At 63.1% G+C, this 22,798-nt stretch carries 21 protein-coding genes; 11 read left to right on the top strand and 10 right to left on the bottom strand.

What is annotated here, in order from left to right; translation table 11 throughout:
- Positions 1–157: 157 nt before the first annotated feature.
- A complete protein-coding gene (locus tag LY625_RS09300; protein WP_233739752.1) occupies positions 158–1,282 on the bottom strand; it encodes a Fic/DOC family N-terminal domain-containing protein in 1,125 nt (374 codons plus the stop codon).
- Between the two features lie 352 nt (positions 1,283–1,634).
- On the opposite strand from LY625_RS09300, the gene LY625_RS09295 reads away from it, so the two are divergent.
- The 8 genes from LY625_RS09295 to LY625_RS09260 all read left to right on the top strand — a co-directional run bounded on the left by LY625_RS09295 (position 1,635) and on the right by LY625_RS09260 (position 9,315).
- Positions 1,635–1,952: a helix-turn-helix transcriptional regulator gene (locus LY625_RS09295; protein WP_233739749.1), complete on the top strand. Its 318-nt coding sequence runs from the start codon at positions 1,635–1,637 to the stop codon at positions 1,950–1,952.
- Positions 1,942–3,141, top strand: a complete 1,200-nt coding sequence (locus LY625_RS09290) for a type II toxin-antitoxin system HipA family toxin (RefSeq protein WP_233739748.1) — start codon at positions 1,942–1,944, stop codon at positions 3,139–3,141. The genes LY625_RS09295 and LY625_RS09290 overlap by 11 nt, the downstream gene beginning before the upstream one ends.
- 212 nt (positions 3,142–3,353) lie before the next feature.
- A complete protein-coding gene (locus LY625_RS09285) occupies positions 3,354–3,710 on the top strand; it encodes a helix-turn-helix transcriptional regulator (RefSeq protein WP_233739747.1) in 357 nt (118 codons plus the stop codon).
- The gene (locus tag LY625_RS09280; RefSeq protein ID WP_233739746.1) at positions 3,707–4,963 is read left to right on the top strand and encodes a HipA domain-containing protein; all 1,257 of its coding nucleotides are present in this window, start codon (positions 3,707–3,709) and stop codon (positions 4,961–4,963) included. The genes LY625_RS09285 and LY625_RS09280 overlap by 4 nt, the downstream gene beginning before the upstream one ends.
- A gap of 165 nt (positions 4,964–5,128) precedes the next feature.
- Positions 5,129–6,190, top strand: coding sequence for a dTDP-glucose 4,6-dehydratase (gene rfbB / locus LY625_RS09275; protein ID WP_233739745.1), 1,062 nt, complete (start codon positions 5,129–5,131; stop codon positions 6,188–6,190).
- A 1-nt stretch (position 6,191) separates the two neighbouring features.
- Positions 6,192–7,076, top strand: coding sequence for a glucose-1-phosphate thymidylyltransferase RfbA (gene rfbA, locus LY625_RS09270; protein ID WP_233739744.1), 885 nt, complete (start codon positions 6,192–6,194; stop codon positions 7,074–7,076).
- Positions 7,077–7,081: 5 nt separating this feature from the next.
- Positions 7,082–7,993, top strand: a complete 912-nt coding sequence (gene rfbD / locus LY625_RS09265) for a dTDP-4-dehydrorhamnose reductase (protein ID WP_233739743.1) — start codon at positions 7,082–7,084, stop codon at positions 7,991–7,993.
- On the top strand, positions 7,990–9,315 hold the full coding sequence (locus LY625_RS09260; RefSeq protein ID WP_233739742.1) for a hypothetical protein: 1,326 nt from the start codon (positions 7,990–7,992) through the stop codon (positions 9,313–9,315). The genes rfbD and LY625_RS09260 overlap by 4 nt, the downstream gene beginning before the upstream one ends.
- On the opposite strand, the gene LY625_RS09255 is transcribed toward LY625_RS09260, so the two are convergent.
- The 4 genes from LY625_RS09255 to LY625_RS09240 all read right to left on the bottom strand — a co-directional run bounded on the left by LY625_RS09255 (position 9,302) and on the right by LY625_RS09240 (position 13,591).
- Entirely contained in the window at positions 9,302–10,642 is a 1,341-nt protein-coding gene (locus LY625_RS09255; RefSeq protein ID WP_233739741.1) for a UDP-glucose/GDP-mannose dehydrogenase family protein, read from the bottom strand. The two genes, LY625_RS09260 and LY625_RS09255, sit on opposite strands and share 14 nt — an antisense overlap.
- A gap of 49 nt (positions 10,643–10,691) precedes the next feature.
- Positions 10,692–11,318, bottom strand: coding sequence for a CoA transferase subunit B (locus LY625_RS09250; RefSeq protein ID WP_233739740.1), 627 nt, complete (start codon positions 11,316–11,318; stop codon positions 10,692–10,694).
- 1 nt (position 11,319) lies between these two features.
- On the bottom strand, positions 11,320–12,060 hold the full coding sequence (locus LY625_RS09245) for a CoA transferase subunit A (RefSeq protein WP_233739739.1): 741 nt from the start codon (positions 12,058–12,060) through the stop codon (positions 11,320–11,322).
- 118 nt (positions 12,061–12,178) lie between these two features.
- Entirely contained in the window at positions 12,179–13,591 is a 1,413-nt protein-coding gene (locus tag LY625_RS09240) for a mannose-1-phosphate guanylyltransferase/mannose-6-phosphate isomerase (RefSeq protein WP_233739738.1), read from the bottom strand.
- A gap of 144 nt (positions 13,592–13,735) precedes the next feature.
- Here LY625_RS09240 and LY625_RS09235 point away from each other — a divergent pair, with 144 nt between their 5' ends.
- The 3 genes from LY625_RS09235 to wecB all read left to right on the top strand — a co-directional run bounded on the left by LY625_RS09235 (position 13,736) and on the right by wecB (position 16,624).
- The gene (locus tag LY625_RS09235; protein WP_233739737.1) at positions 13,736–14,488 is read left to right on the top strand and encodes an electron transfer flavoprotein subunit beta/FixA family protein; all 753 of its coding nucleotides are present in this window, start codon (positions 13,736–13,738) and stop codon (positions 14,486–14,488) included.
- Positions 14,488–15,426 carry an electron transfer flavoprotein subunit alpha/FixB family protein gene (locus tag LY625_RS09230; protein WP_233739736.1) on the top strand — a complete coding sequence of 313 codons (939 nt, stop codon included), beginning with the start codon at positions 14,488–14,490 and terminating at the stop codon, positions 15,424–15,426. The genes LY625_RS09235 and LY625_RS09230 overlap by 1 nt, the downstream gene beginning before the upstream one ends.
- A 61-nt stretch (positions 15,427–15,487) precedes the next feature.
- On the top strand, positions 15,488–16,624 hold the full coding sequence (gene wecB, locus LY625_RS09225; RefSeq protein WP_233739735.1) for a UDP-N-acetylglucosamine 2-epimerase (non-hydrolyzing): 1,137 nt from the start codon (positions 15,488–15,490) through the stop codon (positions 16,622–16,624).
- Between the two features lie 52 nt (positions 16,625–16,676).
- Here wecB and LY625_RS09220 read toward each other — a convergent pair whose 3' ends face one another.
- The 5 genes from LY625_RS09220 to LY625_RS09200 all read right to left on the bottom strand — a co-directional run bounded on the left by LY625_RS09220 (position 16,677) and on the right by LY625_RS09200 (position 22,677).
- Positions 16,677–17,387 carry an ATP-grasp fold amidoligase family protein gene (locus LY625_RS09220; protein ID WP_233739734.1) on the bottom strand — a complete coding sequence of 237 codons (711 nt, stop codon included), beginning with the start codon at positions 17,385–17,387 and terminating at the stop codon, positions 16,677–16,679.
- 337 nt (positions 17,388–17,724) lie between these two features.
- Positions 17,725–18,714: an NAD-dependent epimerase/dehydratase family protein gene (locus tag LY625_RS09215; protein ID WP_233739733.1), complete on the bottom strand. Its 990-nt coding sequence runs from the start codon at positions 18,712–18,714 to the stop codon at positions 17,725–17,727.
- 155 nt (positions 18,715–18,869) lie between these two features.
- Positions 18,870–20,747 (bottom strand): glycosyltransferase family 2 protein, encoded by a 1,878-nt coding sequence (locus LY625_RS09210; RefSeq protein WP_233739732.1) that lies wholly within the window; start codon positions 20,745–20,747, stop codon positions 18,870–18,872.
- The gene (locus LY625_RS09205) at positions 20,744–21,898 is read right to left on the bottom strand and encodes an FkbM family methyltransferase (protein WP_233739731.1); all 1,155 of its coding nucleotides are present in this window, start codon (positions 21,896–21,898) and stop codon (positions 20,744–20,746) included. The genes LY625_RS09210 and LY625_RS09205 overlap by 4 nt, the downstream gene beginning before the upstream one ends.
- On the bottom strand, positions 21,895–22,677 hold the full coding sequence (locus LY625_RS09200; protein WP_233739730.1) for a hypothetical protein: 783 nt from the start codon (positions 22,675–22,677) through the stop codon (positions 21,895–21,897). Before LY625_RS09200 ends, LY625_RS09205 begins: the two co-directional genes overlap by 4 nt.
- Positions 22,678–22,798: the final 121 nt, after the last annotated feature.

Below are 22,798 nucleotides of genomic sequence, written 5' to 3'. Positions count from 1 at the left end.
TGAAGGCGGAGGCATCCTTCGCTCTTCCCGGCTCCTCCGTCGTTCCCGCGCACGCGGGAACCCAAGGACGTTCGCTCCCACTCGTTCCTCGTTCCTCTCCACTCGTTCCTTGCCCTGCGTCCATGGATGCCCGCGTGCGCGGGTTTGACGTGGGGCGCTAGACCCGCACCCTCTGCATCAACGGCTCGAAGCGATACATGGCCGAGCGTCGCCCCGCGGGCTCCCGCACTACCTGCAACAGGCCTTCCTGCAGGAGGAGCCGGCTGAAGCGGGCAGCCGTCTGCGGCGGAATTCCGGCACTGCGCGTAAAGCGGCTGTTGCTAAACACCGGATGGGTGAACAGGTAGTCCAGTGCCGCAACCGCGTATTTGGACGCCAGGAGCTCGGCAAAGCGCGGCTTCATCTCCGCGTAGAAGTCGCTGATGGACTGGGCGGCTTCGAGGTTGGCAATAGCCTGCTGTTCCACCGCCTGCAGGAAGAAAGCGCACCAGCCGTTCCAGTCGTTGTCCGCAGACACCATGCGCAGCCGGTCCAGATACTCGTCCTTGTGGTCCTCGAAATACCGGCTGATGTAGAAGTGCGGTGCACCGATCACCCCGCCTTGCCACAGCATCAGGGTGATCAGCATGCGACCGACCCGGCCGTTGCCATCCTCGAACGGGTGGAGTGCCTCGAATTCCGCATGTGCCAGCGCGGTCCGCAACAGCATCGGCAGCGCTTCATCGTTGGCCAGGCGGAACAGCGCCTCCATGCCGCCCGGCAGGTGCTCCGGTGCGATCGGTACGAAGCTCACTCTCCGGCTGCCACGTTCACCAATGTAATTTTGTTCGTGCTTGTAGGCACCCGGGGACTTGTTCGCGCCACGACCGAACGACAGCAACTGGCGATGGATGCTCTTGATCAAAGACTCAGACAGCGGCTGCCCTTGCTCCATCCGTAGCTGCGCAGTGTTGAGCGCGCGCCGGTACAGCGCTGTCTCGATGGCATCGGAGCGGAACTCATCGGCAGCGCGCTCATCGTCTTCGTCGAACTCCGCCTCAAGCTGCAGGATCTCGTCCAGCGTGCTGATGGTGCCTTCCATGCGCGAAGACACCACGGCTTCCTGGCCGCGCAGCGGCGCCAGGAACAGCTCGCTGTTGTGCAGCCCCCGCAACATCTGGTCGTAGCGGGCCAACGCCGCCGTGGCTCCCAGCAGAGCGGGCATCAAGTGCCCGTAGTCGAGCACCCGGGGCGGAAATTGACCGGTGTGATAGAGAACTGCCTGACTGAGATCGAGGGGCATGAGGGAGCGTACGTGCCGGTGGCGTTGGCGTTAATTCCCGGCTTCCATCAGGAACAAAGCCGGCTGGTGTTGATCCGTCATGTACAACCACTGTTGTCGTCAAGAAATCGGACTTCATCATCGACAAGCTGCGTTGTCGCTCATTTGTACTGGACAACGTCTTTTGTTGTCAACGCACCGAAAAATATCAACAACAAAGTCTCGTAGGTTCCCGCGAACGCGGGAACCCAAGGACGTTCGCGCCTGCTCGTTCCTTGGCCCTAACGTCCATGGATGCCCGCATACGCGGGCATGCCGAAGGGACGCATAACTCACCCCTATCGGTCGGTTGTGAGTGATTTATAGTACTTCCATGAAGAGACCCACCGCCCGCCACTCCCCCGAAACCCTGTCCGCCACCCAACTCCTCGGATCTGCCCTGCGCAGCGCGCGGATCCGTCGCCGGATCACCCAGCAGCAATTGGGCGACCGGGCCGGTCTCGGCAAGCAGACCATCGGTCGCCTGGAAGCCGGCGACCCGGGTATCGCCCTCGGGAACTTCCTGGAGGTACTGCAGGTCCTGGAGCGCCCCTGGACGTCCGATCTCGTCGAGATGATCGAGGACGACAGGCGCGGGCGGGCACTTGAGATCCAGCGGCTTCCCTCGCGGGTGGTAAGCGATGACTTCTGAGCTCGACAGGCTGTACGTCTTTGCCCCGCTCGGCGGCGATTACGCCCTGGCCGGCAGGCTCCGATGGGCCGAGGGCCGCGGGCGTTTCGAATACAGCCGCGACTGGCTGGCACACCCGGACGCATGGCCGCTGGACCCGCGCAACCTGGAGCTGCGCGACGGTCCCTTCGACACCACCCTCAACGGCGGAATTCACGGTGTGTTTGCCGACGCAGGGCCCGACGCCTGGGGACGCCTGCTCATCGAACATGAGCGGGGCCCGTCGGTGGCGGCCAACCCGCTGGAGATCCTGAGGCTGGCAAATGGCAGCGGCACGGGTGCGCTGCTGTTTTCGCAGTCCCGCACCCGGCCAGCTCCACCGCGCACCGTAGCCGCAAAGGCCTCTCTTTCCGAGCTCGAAGCCGCCTCCACGGCGATCGCCGGCGGAAGGCGTGTGTCCCAGGAGGCATTGCAGCTTGTCTTCGAGCACGGGAGTTCCCTTGGTGGTGCCCGGCCTAAAGCCCTGATTGCCGATGAAGGGGAAGAGTGGATCGCGAAGTTCAGCCGACCGGGTGATCCGCTGGACATTCCCCGCCTCGAATGGGCCTGCCTGCGCTTGGCGCGGGAGTGCGGAATCGACGTACCGGACCAACGCCTTGCGGAGGCGAACGGCCGGGCGGTGCTGCTGGTTCAGCGCTTTGACCGGAGCGCGGGCAAGCGCCTGCACTACCTGAGCCTGCACGCATTGCTCGCGTTGGAGCGCATGTCGCCCGCTGATGTGGTCGCCCCGACCGGATTGGTGAGCTACTTCGGGGCTGCCTCGCTGTACCGCCGCATCGGTGTGCCCGACGCGGGGCGGCGCATGTTCGAACGGATGTTGTTCAACGTGCTGATCGGCAACACCGACGACCATGCACGCAACCACGGCCTGCTGTTACGCGATGGGAACTGGGACCTGTCGCCGGCCTTCGACCTGGTGGCCGAAGGCAAGCGGTTCCATGCCATCGGGCTGGGGCCCCGGGGGCGAGAGGCCACGCTGGAGAACGCACTCGGCGCGCTTCCCTCCTACGGACTCGATGAGGAAATGGCCAGGCAGTCGCTGGAGCGCATGCAGGACGCCTTGCGTACCGCCCCGGGACTTCTTGCCGAGTCCGGACTCGAGGGGGGCGACATCGACCTCGCCCTGGGCCGCATGCTGGAGGAATCCTGAAGCCTGCCCGTCGTTCCCGCACCGCACGTCGTTCCCGCGCACGCGGGAACCCAAGGACGTTCGCTCCAACTCGTTCCTCGTTCCTCTCCACTCGTTCCTTGGCCCTGACGTCCATGGATGCCCGCGTGCGCGGGCATGACGGGATTGGGGACGCCATCAAGAAATCCGAAATTAACTTGCACTTCCCGCCAGGACGAGTAATTTAATTTGGCATGGCAAAGCGGACTCCCCCTACCCATCCCCGTGCCCGGCGGCAGATCGCGGAGCTGGGCCAGCGCCTGCGCGCCGCGCGGATGCGCCGCTCGATGACCCAGGAGGTGATGGCCGAGCGCGTGGGAGTGAGCGTGCCGACCCTCGCCAAGCTGGAGAACGGCAACCCTTCGACCAGTCTGGCGACGGTCCTGCGGGCGCTCACGGTGCTTGGTCTTGACCGCGACATCGACCTGATCGCCGCCCAGGACACGCTCGGCCGCGAACTTCAGGACAACGCCCTGCGGCGGACGAACGCCGCGCCTTCGCCGGCAATGTCGCCGATACCGCCACCGGAAACCCGGGGGCGCAAGAAATGAACCAGCTGGACGTCTGGATAGACGACGAGTGCCTCGGCGGCTCGGCCCTGGTCGGTCATCTGCAGCGGACGACCAGCCGGACCGGAGAGACGATCAGCTTCGAATACGATCCGCAATGGCTGGCCAATGCCGGGCCAGTATCGGCGTTCTCACTGGACCACGAGCTCTACTTCGCTGCCGGCAAACAGTACGCACGGGAAGGCGCCAGCAAGCTGTCCGGCGCATTCGTCGACTGCTCTCCCGACCGCTGGGGCAAGCGCCTGATGGACCGCCGCGAAGCGATCGAGGCGCGCGAGCAGGATCGCGCCGTGCGCAGCCTGCGTGCCTGGGACTACCTGATTGGCGTCAACGACGAATCCCGCATGGGCGCCCTGCGCCTAGTCGACCCGGGGACGCTGCGCCATGTGGACGATCGGGCGCTGAGCGCACCACCGGTCACCGAGCTGCGCGAGCTCGAAGCGATCGCTGCCCAAGTCGAGCGCGGCGACGACGATACCTCCGAGCAGATGATCACCTGGGTCAAGCAGCTGATCGCTCCAGGCGCTTCGCTGGGTGGCGCGCGGCCGAAGGCCAGCTTCCGTGACCAGGACGGCCAGCTGTGGCTCGCCAAGTTCCCGTCCCACGATGACCGCATCAACGTGGGCCTGTGGGAATTCCTGACCTGCCAGCTCTCGCTCGAGGCAGGAATCGAGATGCCGGAAGCCAGGCTGATGCGCCTGTCGGATCGCGGCCATACCTATGCGGTGCGGCGTTTCGACCGCACACCGACCTCGCGTCGCGCGTTCTCCTCGGCGATGACGCAATTGGACGTCACCGAGAGCGAAGGGCACAGCTACCTGGACATCGTGCTGGCGATCGAGAACAGCGGCACCTCGACGCGGATCGCGCGGGACCTGGAGCAACTGTTCCGCCGGGTACTGTTCAACATCCTCATTGGCAATCGCGACGACCACCTGCGCAACCACGGATTCCTGCGCGCGGGGGACGGATGGCAGCTCTCGCCTGCATTCGACGTCAATCCGAACCCGGACAAGGACCACCACGTCCTGTCGATCAACGAAGCCGACCCTTCACCCGACTCGGGCCTGCTGCTGGCGACGGCCGACTATTACCGCATCCCGAAGAAGAGCGTGGGTGCGATCGAGGGCCAAGTGCGCGACGCGGTGCGCGGCTGGGAAACGCGCGCGCGGGCGCTGGGCGCGAGCGGAAACGATATCGCGCGCATGCGGGGTGTCATCGACGCGGAGCGTTGACGAACCGCCGTCGTTCCCGCACAGCCGTCGTTCCCGCGTACGCGGGAACCCAAGGACGTTCGCTCCCACTCGTTCCTCGTTCCTCTCCACTCGTTCCTTGACCCTGACGTCCATGGATGCCCGCGTGCGCGGGCATGACGGGAGGGTCGGTGCCAGAATATCCGCATGGCGAACAAAACCTGGCTCGTAACCGGCGGCGCGGGCTTCATTGGCGGCAATTTCGTGCTCGATGCGGTGGCGGCAGGCGTCAAGGCCATCAACCTCGATGCCCTGACCTACGCCGGCAACCTGGACACGCTCAAGTCGCTGGAGAACAGCCCCGGCCATGTGTTCGTCCACGGCGGCATCGGTGACCGCGCGCTGGTCACGCAGTTGCTCACCGAGCACCAGCCAGACGCCATCCTCAACTTCGCCGCCGAGAGCCACGTCGACCGCTCCATCGACGGACCGGCCGCCTTCGTCCAGACCAACGTGGTCGGCACCCTGGCCCTGCTGGAGTGCGCCCGCGACTACTGGCGCGAATTGCCGGATGCACGCCGCGATGCCTTCCGCTTCCTGCACGTCTCCACCGACGAGGTCTATGGCTCGCTCGGGGACACCGGGCTGTTCACCGAGACCACGCCCTACGCCCCCAACTCGCCTTACTCCGCGTCCAAGGCCGCCTCCGACCACCTGGTCCGCGCCTTCCACCACACGTACGGGCTGCCGGTGCTGACCACCAACTGCTCCAACAACTACGGCCCGTACCAGTTCCCGGAGAAGCTCATCCCGCTGGTGATCGCCAAGGCCGTCGCCGGTGAGCCGATCCCGGTCTACGGCGATGGCGGCAACGTGCGCGACTGGCTGTTCGTGAGGGACCACTGCAGCGCGATCGTGCGGGTACTCGAAGCCGGCCGCGCGGGCGGGGTCTACAACATCGGTGGCAATGCCGAGCGGCGGAACCTCGAGGTGGTGGAGGCGATCTGCGGGCTGCTGGACGAGCGCCGCCCACGCACGGACGGAAAGCCACGCGCCAGCCAGATCAGCTTCGTGCGCGACCGTCCCGGCCACGACCGCCGCTACGCGATCGATGCCGGCAAGATCCGCGACGAGCTCGGCTGGACCCCGGCGACGCGCTTCCAGGATGGCCTCGCCGCCACCGTCGACTGGTACCTTGCCAACACCGCGTGGACGCAACGGATCCTCGACGGCAACTACCGCCTGCAACGGTTCGGCGGAGGGGACTGACATGGCACGCAAGGGCATCCTGCTCGCCGGCGGCACCGGCACCCGGCTGTGGCCGGTCACCCAGGCGATCAGCAAGCAGCTGCTGCCGGTCTACGACAAGCCGATGATCTATTACCCGCTCAGCGTGCTGATGCTGGCGGGCATCCGCGAGGTGCTGGTCATCAACACCCCGCACGAGCAGGCGCTGTTCCAGCGGTTGCTGGGCGATGGCTCGCAATGGGGCATGGAGCTGCGGTACGCCGCCCAACCCGAACCGGAAGGCCTGGCCCAGGCGCTGACCATCGGCCGCGGGTTCCTCGCCGGGCAGCCCAGCTGCCTGGTCCTGGGCGACAACATCTTCCACGGCCACGGCCTGACCGCGACCCTGCGCAGCGCCGGTGCACGCGAGCAGGGCGCGACGATCTTCGGCTACCACGTGCGCGACCCGCAGCGCTACGGCGTGGCCGAGTTCGACGACGCGGGCCGGGTAATCGGCATCGAGGAGAAGCCCGAACGCCCCCGCTCCAGCCACGCGGTGACCGGCCTGTACTTCTACGACCACACCGCTCCGGACCGTGCCTCCGCACTCAAACCCTCGGCCCGCGGCGAGCTGGAGATCACCGATCTCAACCTGTCCTACCTGGCCGACGGCGCACTGCACATGGAGCGCCTCGGCCGCGGTGCCGCCTGGCTGGACACCGGCACGCCAAGCGCGCTGCTGCAGGCCGCGACCTTCATCGAGACCATCGAACAGCGCCAGGGCCTCCGGGTTGGCAGTCCGGAGGAGATCGCCTGGGAGAACGGCTGGATCGACGACGAGCAGCTCTTGGCCCTGGCCGAGCCATTGCGCGCCAGCGGCTACGGCGAATACCTGGCCGGGCTGGTCGGGCGCGGTCGCGTGGGCTGAGCGCCGTGCGCATCCTGCTCACCGGCGCCAATGGGCAGGTCGGGACGGAACTGCGCCGCAGCCTGGCGCCATTGGGCGAGCTCATACCCGCCACCCGCACCGGCGCCCTGCCCGACGGGGCCGACTGCGAACAGGCGGATTTCAACCGGCCCGACACCCTCGCCGCCCTGGTCGCGACGCTGCGGCCGGACGTGTTGGTCAATGCCGCCGCCTACACCGCCGTGGACCGCGCCGAGAGCGAGCCCGACCTCGCCTTCCGCATCAACGCCGAAGCCGTCGATGCCCTCGCCCGCGCCTGCGCCACCACCGGCGCCCGGCTGGTCCACTATTCGACCGATTACGTCTTCTCCGGCGAGAACGACCGGCCCTGGCGCGAGGACGACCCCACCGACCCGCTGAACACCTATGGCGCCAGCAAGCTCGCCGGCGAACAGGCGATGCGTGACAGCGGCTGCGAGCACATGATCTTCCGCATCGCCTGGGTGTACGCGGCACACGGGCACAACTTCCTGCGCACCATGCTGCGGCTAGCGGCCGAGCGCGACGTGCTGCAGGTGGTGGATGACCAGCATGGGACGCCGACGCCGGCGCACTGGGTGGCCGAGGCGACTACACGGGTGCTCGCCACGGGGTACGACGGCAGCGGAACCTGGCACCTGGCGCCGCAGGGGCATACGACGTGGCATGGATTTGCCGAACGCATCTTCCGTCTGGCCCGGCAGGCTGGCCTGCTTGGGTGGACCCCTGAACTGGCAGTCGTCTCCAGCAGCGGGTTTCCTGCGCCGGCCCGACGCCCCTGCTGGTCGGTGCTGGACAGCAGCCGGGCCCGCGAGGAGCTTGGAATCAAGCTGCCCGGGTGGGAAGAAGGAATTGCCGCGGTTCTTGCCGAAACGACCCCATCAGGAAAGGAAGCATGACCGGATCCGTCACCGAGGCCCGCCTGCCATATGAAGCCGCCGCGGCCGCTGGACGCGCGCGGCTGCTCCATGCCGCCGCGGCACTGCTGCTGGTTGCGGCTGCCGCCGGATGGGCCACGGCGATCAGGCCACAGCCCTTCAGTGACTGGCTCTACTACTGGGAAGCGGCGCGCGGGGCGATCGCCTACGAACGTGGCGGGATCATGCTGTTCGTGCTGCGGGTGCTCCAGAAGCTTCCGCTCGCACCGTACGCGGTCATGTTGCTCATCAACCTGGCGTCCGCCCTTGTCATTCTGGCAATCGCCTACCGGGCGGATGGGCGGCGCATCGGACTCGCTTCCGCACTGGTCTATGCCTATCTGCTTGCGATCACCCCGTATTTCGCGGTGGTCCAGTTCGACCTGTCAGCGACCGCGCTGCTTTGCGCGGGCTTCGGATTCCTTGCGCTCGATGCGCCGGCTGCACGCCGGCCATGGGTGATCCTGGCGGCGACGTTGCTGGTGGCTGGGGCGGTTTCCAGTCGGCCGCAATTCCTGCTGGTACTGCTGGTGTTTGCCGCCCTCTTGGGGACCACAGCGGCGATGGCCCGCGCAGCACTTTTCACCACCCGGCGCCCAACGATGCTGTCGGCCCTCGTCTTGATGGTCGGAGCACTACTGGGCTTCGCAGGCGACTCGGCGCTCCGGGCCCAAGCGGGTCGTTCCGAGGCGGTGCGAACGAACTCGGGGGTGACGCTTTACGCCGGCCTGCTCTCGTCGGGGACATCGCCTCCCACCTGTGGACATTGGAGCCTCCAGGCGATGCGCGATGCCCGCGCGGATGCACACCTTCCGTTACAGCGCGCCGTGTCCACAAGGCTGCGGCAACAGCCACCCGGCCACTGGCTGGAGGTCATGCGCTGCAAGGCCGGGATGATCGTCTTTCCCGAGGCATACGCGCTGTCCTGGTCGCTGGGCGCCCCGGACGTGGTCGATCGGCTGGCCGCTGTCGACGGAGATACCCACCTTCAAGCGACCGCTGCCTATCTTTACCGGATAGAGGACCTCGGATACCGCGTGCTGCTTGTGCTCATCTACGCGTTCGCGCTGGCAGCAGTGGTTCGGAGCGCCCGAAAAGGCCAATGGCTGCCGGCCATGTTGCCACTGTTCTGGCTGGCCTCGTTCTGGCTCGTGCACGCCATCTTCGAGATCCAGGCGCGGTACTTCCTCTCGCTTTTCGTCGTCCTGCCATTGATGGCGGTTTCATCGACGCACCGGAACGGGAATTACGTTCCAAGGGAGTCCGCTTGGGCGGACTCCCCCTCAAGCGTCAGGCAGTCCTGATCGAGCGGCCCCGGCCAATGCCGTAGTGCGCAATGCCGGCGGCCTCGACCTCTTCAGGGTCATACATGTTGCGGCCGTCGAAAAGCACGGCGTCGGCCAGTGCCGCCTTGAGCGCGTCGAACTGCGGACTGCGGAACTCCCGCCACTCGGTAATCGCGACGAGGGCATCGGCGCCTTCCAGTGCCTCGTCGGCCGACTCGCACAGCGTCAGGTCTTCCCGGTCACCATAGATGCGCCTGGTTTCGTCGCGCGCCTCGGGGTCGTACGCCTGTACGCGTGCGCCGGCTTCCCACAGCTGCTCCATCAGCGTGCGGCTGGACGCCGCACGCATGTCGTCGGTGTTGGCCTTGAACGCCAAGCCCCACAGCGCGAAAGTCTTGCCCGCCACCTTGCCGCCGTAATGACGGCTGATGAGCCCGAAGACGTGCCCCTTCTGGCGCTCGTTCACCTCTTCAACGGCGTTCAGCAACTTTGGCTCATGGCCATGCTGGGCCGCAGTGCGCACCAGCGCCTGCACGTCCTTCGGGAAGCACGAGCCGCCGTAACCGGCACCGGGATAGATGAAGTGCCAGCCGATGCGCGGGTCCGAACCGATGCCCTTGCGCACCATCTCCACGTCCGCCCCGACCTTCTCGGCGATGCCGGCGATCTCGTTCATGAAGCTGATCTTGGTCGCCAGCATCGCGTTGGCCGCGTATTTGGTCAGCTCGGCCGATTGCACGTCCATCACCACGAAGCGGTCGTGGTTGCGGACGAACGGGCCGTAGAGCTTCTTCAGAGCTTCGACCGTTTCCGCGCCGCGGGCACCGATCACGATCCGGTCCGGATGCATGCAATCCTCGACCGCGGCACCCTCCTTGAGGAACTCGGGGTTGGAGACCACCTCGTACGGGATGTCGGCTCCGCGTGCCTTGAGCTCCTCGCCGATCGCATCCGAGACCAGCTTAGCGGTGCCGACGGGCACCGTGGACTTGTTCACCACGACAGCCGGACCCTTCAGGTTCTGGCCGATGGTGCGGGCGACCGCAAGGACGTACCGCAGGTCGGCACTGCCGTCCTCGTCAGGCGGCGTGCCGACGGCGATGAAGATGATCTCGCGATCCGTGATGGCGGCCGGCGCGTTGGTGGTGAAGTGGAGGCGCCCCCCCTCGTGATTGCTGACTACGAGTGGCTCCAGCCCCGGCTCATAGATGGGAAGCACGCCCTTCTTCAAGCCTTCGATCTTCGCCTCGTCAACATCGATGCAGTTGACGTCGTGACCAATCTCCGCAAGACAAGTACCGGTGACCAGACCGACGTAACCGGTACCGAAGATCGCAACTTTCATGGGCTTCCTTGTGACTGGGCAAACAGCCGGAAAGTTTAGCCCAGCTGCTTCAACGGATTGTGCACGCAGTTTTCGCGCGCAGCTCCTCTTCCGTGACGTGCGGAGCCAGCTCCATCAAGCTCAGACCGCTCGACGTAACATCCATCACTCCAAGGTCCGTAATGATCCGGCTCACCACGCCCACGCCGGTCAGCGGCAGCGTGCACTCGGGCAGGATCTTCGGGTCGCCGTGCTTCGTCGTGTGCTCCATCAACACCACCACGCGCTGCACGCCGGCCACCAGGTCCATCGCGCCACCCATGCCCTTGACCATCTTGCCGGGCACCATCCAGTTGGCCAGGTCACCCTTGTCGGTGACCTCCATCGCGCCCAGGACCGCCAGGTTGACGTGGCCGCCCCGGATCATCGCGAAGCTGTCGTGGCTGCCGAAATAGCTGGCGCCCTTGCGCGCGGTCACGGTCTGCTTGCCGGCGTTGATCAGGTCGGCGTCCAGTTCGTCCTCGGTCGGGAACGGGCCGATGCCCAGCAGGCCGTTCTCGGACTGCAGCCACACGTCCACCCCGTCGGGGATGTGGTTGGCGACCAGGGTCGGCAGGCCGATGCCGAGGTTCACGTACATGCCGTCGCGCAGTTCCTGCGCGGCGCGCTTGGCCATCTCGTCACGGGTCCAGGCCATCTCAGTTGCCTCCTCGCACGGTGCGCTGCTCGATCCGCTTCTCGGGATTGGGGTTGTGTACGATGCGGTCGACGTAGATGCCGGGCAGGTGCACGTGGTCGGGGTCGATGTCGCCGATCTCCACAATCTCCTCGACCTCGGCGATGCAGACCTTGCCGGCCATCGCGCAGGCCGGGTTGAAGTTGCGCGCGGTCTTGCGGAACACCAGGTTGCCGGCCTTGTCGGCCTTCCACGCCTTGACCAGCGCCACGTCGGCGACCAGCGCGGTCTCCATCACGTAGTGCTTGCCGTCGAACTCGCGGGTTTCCTTGCCTTCGGCCACCACGGTGCCGTAGCCGGTGGCGGTGAAGAAGGCCGGGATGCCGGCACCGCCGGCGCGCAGGCGCTCGGCCAGGGTGCCCTGCGGGTTGAACTCCAGTTCCAGCTCGCCGGCCAGGAACTGGCGTTCGAACTCCTTGTTCTCGCCGACGTAGGAGGAAATCATCTTGCGGATCTGCCGGGTCTCCAGCAGCAGCCCGAGCCCGAAGCCGTCCACGCCGGCGTTGTTGGAGATCGCAGTCAGGCCCTTGGCACCGGAGTCGCGCAGCGCCTGGATCAGCGCCTCGGGGATGCCGCACAGGCCGAAACCGCCGACGGCCAGGGTCTGGTTGTCGGCGACCACGCCCTCAAGGGCTGACTTTGCGTCGGGGTAGAGCTTGCTCTTGGCGCCGGACACGGGCGACGCCGCAGGGGCCTGGGCCATCGGGACAACTCCTTTGCGGGATGGGGGAAGTCTAGCTCGACGCAGCGCCGGACCCCACCGTACCTACGGGTACTACCCCTCCTGCCGTCATTCTCGCGAACGCGGGGAATCCAAGGACTCAAGCCCGACCGTACACATCCTCGAGCCTGACAATGTCGTCCTCGCCCAGGTATCCACCGGACTGCACCTCGATCAACTCCACGGGCGCCGTCCCGCGGTTCCGCAGCCGATGCACGCTCCCCCGCGGAATGAACGTGCTTTCGTTCTCCCGAAGCTCGAACACCCGCTCGTCGCAGGTCACCTCGGCCACGCCCGACACCACCACCCAGTGCTCGGCCCGGTGCTGGTGCTTCTGCAGGCTCAGCGCGGCGCCGGGCTTGACCACGATGCGCTTGACCTGGAAGCGCGGTCCCATGCCAATCGAGTCGTAGCTGCCCCAGGGGCGGAAGACCTTGCGGTGCGACAGGTGCTCGCTGCGGCCGTCGGCCTTGAGCCGGTCGACCACGGCTTTGACCTCCTGCACCCGATCCTTGCGGGCGACCAGCGTGGCATCCGGCGTGTCGATGATCACCAGGTCGTCGACGCCCACCGTCGCGACCAACCGCCCCTCGGAAGCGCGGACCAGGCTGTCGCGGGTGTCGACCGCCATGACGTCGCCTTCGGTCTTGTTGCCGGCATCGTCGCGCTCGGCCACCGCCCACAGCGAGGACCAGGAGCCGATGTCACTCCAGCCGCAACTCACCGGGACCACCGCGGCGCGGTCGGTCTTCTCCATCACCGCGTAGTCGATGGAGTCGCTGGGGCTGGCGGCGAACGCTTCGGCGTCGATGCGGATGAAATCCAGATCGGTGCCGGATTCCGCATAGGCGTGCCGCGCTGCAGCCAGGATTGCCGGGGCATGGGTGCCCAGTTCCTCGAGGTAGCGGCCCGCACGGAACAGGAACATGCCGGAGTTCCATGCGTAGCCACCATCGGCCAGGTAGCGCTCGGCGGTTTCGCGGTCCGGCTTCTCGACGAACCGGTCGATGCGGAAGCCGGCACTGTCCAGCGCCTCGCCCCGCTGGATGTAGCCATAGCCTGTCTCGGCGTAGTCCGGGGTGATGCCAAAAGCGACCAGCCAGTCATCGCCCGCCAGAGCTACGGCGCGGCCGACCGCCTCGCGAAAAGCCGCCTCGTCCTCGATCAGGTGGTCCGCGGGCATCACCAGCAGCACCGCGTCGGGATCGGTGGCCTGGGCGTGCAGGGCGGCCAGCGCGATCGCCGGCGCGGTATTGCGCGCGACCGGCTCCAGCACGATGCCGCCGCTTGCCACGCTGATCGCCTGCAGCTGCTCGCCCACGGTGAACCGGTGCGCCTCGCTGCACACCGTCACCGGCGCCTGTACGCCGGGCAGCCCGGCGGCGCGCAGCACCGTCTCCTGGTACAGCGAGCGCTCGCCCATCAAGGCCAGGAACTGCTTGGGCCGATCCTGCCGCGACAGCGGCCACAGACGGGTCCCGCTGCCACCACTGAGCACTACCGGATGCAGCATCACCAACTCCCAGGTCCAGGTGCGGCAAGGATACTCCGTCGCCGCCCCGACCCTGCGCCACCGTGTGGTCTCCGCTAGAATGGCGTGCCGATTTCCCACCGCGCGGCGCCCTGCCGCCGCGGCCCAAAAGGAACCCCCACAACGATGAAGATCCTCGTCGGATACAAGCGCGTGGTGGACTTCAACGTCCGCATCCAGGTCAAGCCGGACGGGTCCGGCGTGGTCACCGACGGCGTCAAGCTGTCGGCCAACCCCTTCGATGAGATCGCCCTCGAGGAGGCCCTGCGCCTGCGCGACAAGGGCATCGCCACCGAGGTGGTGGTCGCCACCATTGCCCCGCAGGATGCCCAGGCCCACTTGCGCAACGGCCTGGCCATGGGCGGCAACCGCGCCATCCACGTGGTCACCGAGGCCGGCCAGGAGATCCAGCCCCTGGACGCCGCCCGCACCTTCCTGAAGCTGATCGAGAAGGAACAGCCCGACCTGGTGATCCTGGGCAAGCAGGCGATCGACGACGACGCCAACCAGACCGGCCAGATGCTGGCCACCATCTGGGGCCGCCCGCAGGCAACCTTCGCCAGCAAGCTGAAGATTGCCGACGGCAAGGCCACCGTCACCCGCGAGGTGGACGCCGGCCTGGAGACCTTGGAGGTCGACCTGCCGGCCGTGGTCACCACCGACCTGCGTCTGAACGAGCCGCGCTTCATCAAGCTGCCCGACATCATGAAGGCCAAAAGCAAGCCGATGGAGTCGATCCCGTTCGCCGAGTTGGGCGTGGAGGCCGCTGAAGGCCTCAAGACCACCCACTACGCCCCGCCGGCCAAGCGCAGCAAGGGCGTCATGGTGAAGGACGCCGCCGAGCTGGTTGCCGCACTCAAGGAAAAGGGTCTCCTCTAATGTCCAAAGTCCTGATCATCGCCGAGCACGCCGACGACGCGCTCAACGCCGCCACCGCCAAGTGCGTCACCGCCGCCAAGGCCCTGTCGCCCGAGTCGATCGACATCGCCGTGCTGGCCTCCGACCCGGCCGCCGTCGCCACCGAGGCCGCGCAGATCGACGGCGTCGCCCGCGTGCTGACCGTGGCCAACGAGGCCAATGCCCACGCCATCGCCCAGGTACTGGCCCCGCAGGTCGCGAAGCTGGCCGAGGGCTACACCCATGTCTTTGGCCCCTCGACCACCTTCGGCAAGGACCTGATGCCCTGCGTGGCAGCCCTGCTGGGCGTCCCGCAGGTCACCGACGTCATGGCGGTGGAAGGCAGCCACAGCTTCAAGCGCCCGATCTACGCCGGCAACGCGATCATCACCGTGGAGGCCCCTGCCGGGAAGACGGTCGTCGCCACCGTGCGCACCGCGTCCTGGTCCGAAGCCGGCAAGGGCGGCAGCGCCGCCGTCGAGGCCGCCGAGGTGCAGGCCGAGCTGCCGACCCACACCCGCTTCAAGGACTTGGCCAGCGCCGAGTCCGACCGACCGGATCTGCAGAGCGCCCGGCGCGTGGTTTCCGGTGGTCGTGGCGTTGGGTCTGCGGAGAACTTCAAGATCATCTACGACTTCGCCGACAAGATCGGGGCCGCCGTAGGTGCGTCGCGCGCGGCTGTCGACGCCGGCTACGTTCCCAACGAGATGCAGGTGGGGCAGACAGGCAAGATCATCGCGCCTGAACTGTACATTGCCATTGGCATCAGCGGTGCAATCCAGCATCTGACGGGCATCAAGGACGCCGGGACGATCGTTGCGATCAACAAGGACCCGGATTCGGCGATTTTTGAGACTGCGGATTATGGGCTGGTGGGGGATCTATTCAAGATCTTGCCGGAGCTGGAAGCGGTGCTTTGAGCTGCAGCGTGTCTAGCAATCTAGGGGGTCGCCTCGGCGGCCCTGATTCGCCCGGAGTCTTATGACCATTAAGAAGGTCATGGTCATTTTCGGCACGCGTCCAGAGGCCATCAAGATGGCACCTGTGGTACATGCGTTGCGGAAACATCGACAGCTGGTCGTTCGAACGGTCATTACAGGGCAGCACCGCCAGATGCTGGATCAGGTGCTACGCCTGTTCGACATCGCCCCAGACGCCAATCTGGACGTGATGCGCCAAGGTCAGTCGCTCGCTGACCTTAGCGCTCGCATCCTCCAAGGAATCGCTCCATTACTGGAGCGGGAACGGCCCGACATCGCACTAGTCCACGGCGATACGACGACAGCGATCGGAGCTGCACTCGCGGCCTTCTACGCGAAAGTTCCAGTTGCTCATGTCGAGGCAGGGTTGCGATCGGGCAACCCTATCTCACCTTGGCCCGAGGAGATGAATCGAGCGGTGGTGGCGCGCCTGTCCGCCGTGCATTTTGCACCTACATCACGCGCTGCACAAAATTTGGTTAATGAGGGAATTCACCCCGGTTCAATTCACGTGACGGGCAACACCGTCATTGATGCCCTTCTCCAAGCATCTGCCACGCTCCATAGCAACCACTCGCTTCGCATCGCCGTTGAAAGAATGTTCTCCTTTCTCTCACCCAAGAAGCGATTGGTTCTTGTCACCAGTCATCGCAGAGAGAGCCACGGAGCAGGTATCGAAAGGATCTGCCGAGCAGTCGCGAGGCTCTCCGCGAGAACCGATGTTGAGGTTGTCTATTCTGTTCATCCAAATCCAAGCATCCAACGCACAGTGCGATCTATGCTCTCTGGGCGGAGCAACGTTCACTTGCTCGAACCTCAGGACTATCTTCCCTTCGTATACCTGATGAACCGGTGCCACATAATCTTGACAGACTCGGGTGGCATCCAAGAGGAAGCGCCATCTCTCGGCAAGCCCGTACTGGTCCTGCGCGAGCAAACAGAGCGCACCGAAGCGCTTGAGTCGGGCACCGTAGTCTTGGTCGGAACCGACGAGGCCAGCATCGTGAACACGGCTAACCGCCTACTCGACGACCATGCTGCCTATACGGCTATGACAACGATCAACAATCCCTACGGTGACGGCAAGGCATCATCGCGAATTGCCGAGTTACTCATAGAGACCCAGCTTACCGGATGAGCAGGTTTAGCCGCGCATCGCCAAGACGAAAACACGGCGAGCAATCGCGGACTCAGTATGGAGCAAAGTCCGGGAGCTCATTTCTCACGGAGGCGAGATTAGGTGAACCGCACCACATGTCTCTCGCCAGACGAACCAGAGCGTGCTCAAAGTAGCACCCAAGATAGTGGTCTACATGCTCCGGAAAGTCATAGTACCCTCCTGGCGTCAGCGTAAGCTCGCCGCAAACGGGCCCTCGGTCAGTGTCGTATAGATCTACCCGCACGAACGGAAAGGGTAACGAGCGCGAAACAGCGTTCGCAAGCTCCAGCAGCGCATCCACCCTGTCAGGCGGAGCCGACGTTGTAGATGGCTCCTGACCCGGCTTCACAATATCGACGGGGCGTGCTTTGCGATCGAACCACCGGTAGGTTGGTTTCGGCACGTTCTCCTTCTGAAGGAACAGAGGACTGTGGCCATAGAAGGTATAAAATTTTGTATCCTCTATCCGTCCAAATCGATCCGATCGCGGTCGTAAAAGCTCCTCGACGATCCACGCATCTTCCGTCAGTCTACGCTGAAACCGGCGCATTCTCGTCTTAATCTCTTCTGCGCCGAACACCTCGCCGTGCTTCCGTGTACTCCATCCTGACCCGTGAGCATAGAGAATAATGACACCATAGCTGTCCGTCGCGTTGACTGGCTTTACCACTACATCCCGGCCACGGAACTGATCCCCGCTCAGATCATCGATCTTGGTGGATTCAATGATGGTCTCCGCCACCGGAAAACCGAGCCGTGCGAGCAACCTCTTGCCTTCGACCTTCCTCCAGGCCTGCCCCCGTATGGTCGCCGCACGTTTGGGCCCAGCCGACGGGGCACGGTACCAAAAGTCCAGGCACGTTCTAAACGATGGGCGAGAAGGGTGATGCTTTGGTGTCTTCGCAATCTTCGTGTACGGTGGGATCCACGCCCGCGTTAGCTCAGAGGCAGGCGGGAAGCTGCTCTCGTCCGCCTCAAATCTAGTCATTAGGTGTCATTCTCATTCTTTCGCGGCGCTCCTCGTCCAACCGCCAATGGCACACTCCACTGGGTCGCTTGCACCTCCGCCAGCTCTTCGCTCATCGACTAGCAGCCAGGCCATCCCGACGCGCCAGATACCACTCGGCAAACTTCTGAATGCCGACGGAGAGCGAAACTTTTGGTGCAAACCCGAAATCTCGGCGTGTCGCCTCTATATCTGCATACGTGGCCTCTACATCGCCTGGCTGCATAGGCAACAGATTCACCCTGGCTGACACTCCAAGGTGCTCCTCTAAAAGCCCAACTAGGGTGAGGACGCGCTCCGGCCGATTATTCCCCAAGTTGTACACCCGGTGTGGAGTAGCATCCTTGGAGGAGCTCGGCTCTCTCTCAACAATTACTTCAATACAGTCAACAATATCGTCTACATACGTGAAATCACGCTTCATATTCCCGTGATTATAGACGTCAATAGCACGACCTGCCGTTATCGCGTCTGCGAACTTATAGTAAGCCATGTCGGGACGCCCAAATGGGCCATAGACAGTAAAGAAGCGCAGCCCCGTAGATGGAAGCCGATACAAGTGCGCATACGTTCTGCACATGAGCTCGTCGGACTTCTTCGTTGCGGCATATAGGGAAACCGGATCATCGGTACGATCCTCAATGGAGAACGGCTGCTTCGTATTAGCCCCATATACGGAGGATGACGAAGCATACACCAGATGCTTCACTCCACTATGCCGGCACCCTTCCAGCACCGAAAGCATGCCGACAACGTTACTGTCAATGTAGGCAAATGGCTGCTCAATCGAGTACCGCACGCCTGCCTGAGCACCTAGGTGCAGGACGACGTCAAAGCTGTTCGTCCGGAATAATTCACGCATCCCGTCTCGATCTGCCAAATTCAGCTCATGGAACTCAAAGCGAGTGTTCCCGCGAAGGTGAGTAAGTCGTTCGTGCTTAAGTCTTACATCGTAGTAGCTGTTTAGGTTATCGACCCCCACGATTCGGTGTCCCCTCGACAAAAGACGCTTTGCTGAGTGAAAACCAACGAATCCAGCCGCACCCGTAATCAGTATATTCATGTGCACCATCTATGCAGTCCCTCCACGCAGACTTGCCGCAGCGAAACTATTTCTTTTGCGCCACACCGCACTCAGTCGCTCAGCAGACTGCTGGAGCGATGCGGTAGCGTCCTGAGCTGCGATACCTGCTGTTTGTCGCACACCGCGAGAGAACGTCACGCCGCAGCAGCAAGCTTCTGAAGACCTGTAGCTCCGACAGCGCGCTGAAAGTACTCTTGGCGTGCGTCGTCACTTTCCCAGTGCTTCCCAACACGCTCCCACAGCCTGGCACCTGGCTCTGCGCTGAAGCGGTCGAAGGCCGCGTGTAGCTCATGGTCCTGATAGTCGTGGGCATGTTCACCCAAGGCTCCTCCAATGACTAGATCGGCCGCCACTAATGCTAAGGCATGGCGACGATCTCGATATCGGCAGTACTGCTGCCATAACCCTATGAGAGCCTCCCATTGCGTGTGCATCGCTTCGACACGCTTCTGCTCAAAAGTGAAGCCCCGCTGCACGAGCTTTAGAGCGCGGTGCGCACCGAAGTGAAACGCCTGGAGAGAGGATGGGTCACTCGCGTGCCTGAAGTACGTCATCTTGGGCTGCCCATACATCTTGCGCGTACCGGGCCGCAACGGATCCGGATCATTGAAAATACCCGAACCGCTTGATTCCCAACGAACGCGGTTGCTAAAGGTATGGACGCCTATAATCTGTGTGCCCGTCATGTAGTCGTCACAAGCAAGCACAAGGTGATCCAGAGTTCGTCTCTCTCTGAATATGTCGATAATCTCTTCCATGCATTCGGCGCGCGCGAAAGTCATATCAGCGTCGAGCTTTATGAAGAGGTCGAAATCCTCACGCCGCTGCATAATTGTCTTATAGAGTGCATGATGCGCCTCTAGATTTCCCATTCCGCGGATGACGACCTGCTGCCAGTTTTGGTGTGTCTGCGCACTGAGTGACGTACGAGACTGCTCAAACTCGTGCTCTCCTGCGTAGAGCGTGAGCACCAGAACCCTAGGATCTCTTGGCAGGGCTGGACGCTCGCTCGGGGCTTTCCGCTTTGATGCTTGCCACTCAGGCTGGCCGCCACCTGCTCCCCGCGGAATAGGCTTATGGTTCAGCAGAAGATCGGCCTTCTCTTCAAGAGACATTCCCCGTACTACCATGTCGTGCTCAAGGTACGCCTCTCTCATAATCAGTAGATGCCTGAGATAGTCGTTTGTCTTCTCCTCACCGCCATGACGGTTCTTCACCACGTTGCCGACATGGTACGAATAGCCGCTCAGGATCCGATCCGTTATCGCACCCTCTAGCTTTTCGTACAAACCTTCTCGAATGAAGAAGTCCTTGAGGACATCGACGCAACGGTAGCGATCAAGAAGATGCTTATCGCTGGTAGATTGGGTAATACTATCGGCGCGAAGTAAATAGTTATACTTCCAGCTCTTTATAAACTTAACCCGCCGCGCCTTAGTATATATCCGAGGGGTTGTTGCCGAGTCCTGGTGATAGATATGGTTCGGAAACCAGATTTCGTTATCGACAAACAAGGACCGGCGCCAGAGCTTGTTCCAGAATGCTGGATCGGAAATTCTAATCGGATTCTGGTTCTCCGGAATCGGGTCGAGGATTTTGTTCTTTCCGGCGTGCCTCTTCAAGCACTTTCCGGATGGGCTCACTATGGAATAGCCAGCAACGACAACGTCATAGTGCCCAGCATCTGATCCTATCCATAGATCCTCAAGAAATCCTGACTCTACGAAGTCGTCGCTATCTACGCTGGCGATATATTCGGCCCGAGCCTCTCGTATTCCCGTGTTCCGTGCGCCCCCGAGCCCTAGGTTCTCCTCGTGACGTATCAGCCTGATTCGCTGATCCTCTGCAGCGAGGCGCATCGCGACCTCCGCCGAGGCATCGGGTGACCTGTCGTCGACGCAAATTATCTCGATATCAGGGAAGGACTGCGCCATAATCGAGCGCAAGCACTTCTCTACGTACAGCTCAGTCTTATAGAGGGGAACGATTACGGATATCTTGGGGGCGTTCATTCTGGGCGCGGCTTATCCGGCATTGTGTGTTTGTAAGGCCGGCTATGTGGCCACGGCCGGGGGAAGGTAGTGGACTTGATGTGGTAAATCGCGCGAATCAGTCTGTCGCGGCGCTTCGCTCTGGTGCTGCGGGTCTCTTTGCGGGAGAAACTGAAAGGAAGTGCATCCCAGTCGCGGACCCTAACCCTGCTGCAGACACCTTCGAGAACCCTGCGATGGCGCGTCTCGGAGATCTCGAGCTTTCCATAGTGAAACTCACAGTAAAGGGTTTCCACTAAGTCGATCGTGTCGTCTTGAAGCATCTTCTCCAAGATATCGTACTCTGCGCCCTCTACATCGAGCTTGAGCACGATGCGGCCATACCTCTGCCCGGCAGCCTTCACGTACTCAGAAAGATCCATACAGGGAACTGTCAGTACTGGGCAGTCGGCGTTTGGTACGTTCTCCTCAAAGTCGATTCTCTTACTTTCAATCACTGAGCTGCCGTCAAAGTCAACAGGATCGACCGTGAAGCGGATCTCTCCAGCATACGTGTACGCTGCCTTACGTATTAACTGGGTCGGAAGACCCTCAAAGTAGCCCCAAAGCTCCGGGTTCGGCTCGAAGCTTACGCAGTCAAAGTGAGGCTCCTCCAAGAGGAATTGCAGAACTGAGCAGCCATCATAGCCCCCGGCATCTATGAATAAGCATCTGGGCTCGTGACTCAGCCTTGAGTCCCGAAGAGCTGCACCACTCCGAATTAAGTCACTGACCAACTCATCGTACCGAAGCTTCGCGATAAACCGCGCGTCCCCCAGCTCAGGGTAGAGGGCTACGGCTTCTTGCATACACGACCGAGCGGCACCCTCATCGCCCATCATGCACCAGGCTCGCGCCAAGCTAGTGAGGGTCGACGACAAGGTCGCGCGGAAAGCGAAGCCAGCAGACAGATCCGAGTTTCGCGCACTCGATATACACTGGTCGGCAAACGCGTCCATCCCCAACTGTAATGCAGCTTGAATCTGATACTGCGCCAGTTCGGAGTTCCAGCTCACGGAAAGATCGCCAGTATCCTCCTCGCTGGATATGATATCCAACAACTCCTTCCACCGGCCGAGCTGCCAAAGCGCCCGTGCGGTTTGTAGGAGTTGCGGGGAGATATCGTGCTTCATAGCGGAGAGTCGTCGCTCAAGCCCGACGGGCGCGTAAGCGCCCTAAGTAGCTTCAGCTGAGCTTCTATGCTATTCAGCTCGGCTTTGAACGACTCTCGCAATGCCCGAGCATGACTATCGTGGTCCTCAGCGTCCGCCACCTGCAATGACAATCGGTCGATCTCAGCTGCTTGGCGAGATATGCGCTCGCCCTGCCTCTCCGCGGTGGCTTCCGCACTGCGCCGGGCGTCAACTTGCGCGGCAGCCTCTCGGCGAGCACGCTCGACCTCTCGGCTTAATGCATCGACTTTGGCCGCCAGTTCCGCCACCCGAGTCATAGTAGCTTGCCCAGCTGGCGCCGATCTTACACAAATGAAGGTTAGGCAAAGTCTATCCCAGCGATCCCGCTCCACCGACCCCAAGTAAAAGCCGCAGCCACCTAATAGTACGCAAAGCTCTCTGCCATCTGCGGCGCCATCGTACAAGGGCGACTCGCCAGCGTAAAGAATTATCGCGTCGAAGTGCTCTAAAGAATTTTCTTCTTTCAGTGCTTCAAGAACATCGCGCTCGTCTCCTGCAGCGTCCAGAATCAAGAGATTCCACCCTTCTTTGGAGATCTCATGCAGCTTGAGCACGGCCGAAGTAGTGTACTGATCGACAGGGATCTTCCTGACGACCCGGAGCCCGGGATAGCTCTGACGCAGTCTGTTAGGTGTTCTAAAGCTGCTCAGCTCCGGTATATTCAGCACGTTTAGAGTTCGACGGTCGCGCTTGTTGCTGACCCCCCCGCGAAGCAGCACGGACGCATCCGGGTTCTCGTTCGTTGCAAGAGACCCAAGTGTAGGGTCTACGATCGTCAAATAGACGCGCTCACCGCAGGTCGGCAATGCCTGCTGAGGTGCAGGCCCGATGTGCAGCACA

The organism is Lysobacter sp. GX 14042 (assembly GCF_021390425.1).
Classification (GTDB): Bacteria; Pseudomonadota; Gammaproteobacteria; order Xanthomonadales; family Xanthomonadaceae; genus Novilysobacter.
This window is presented reverse-complemented; position numbering and strand designations above follow the sequence as displayed.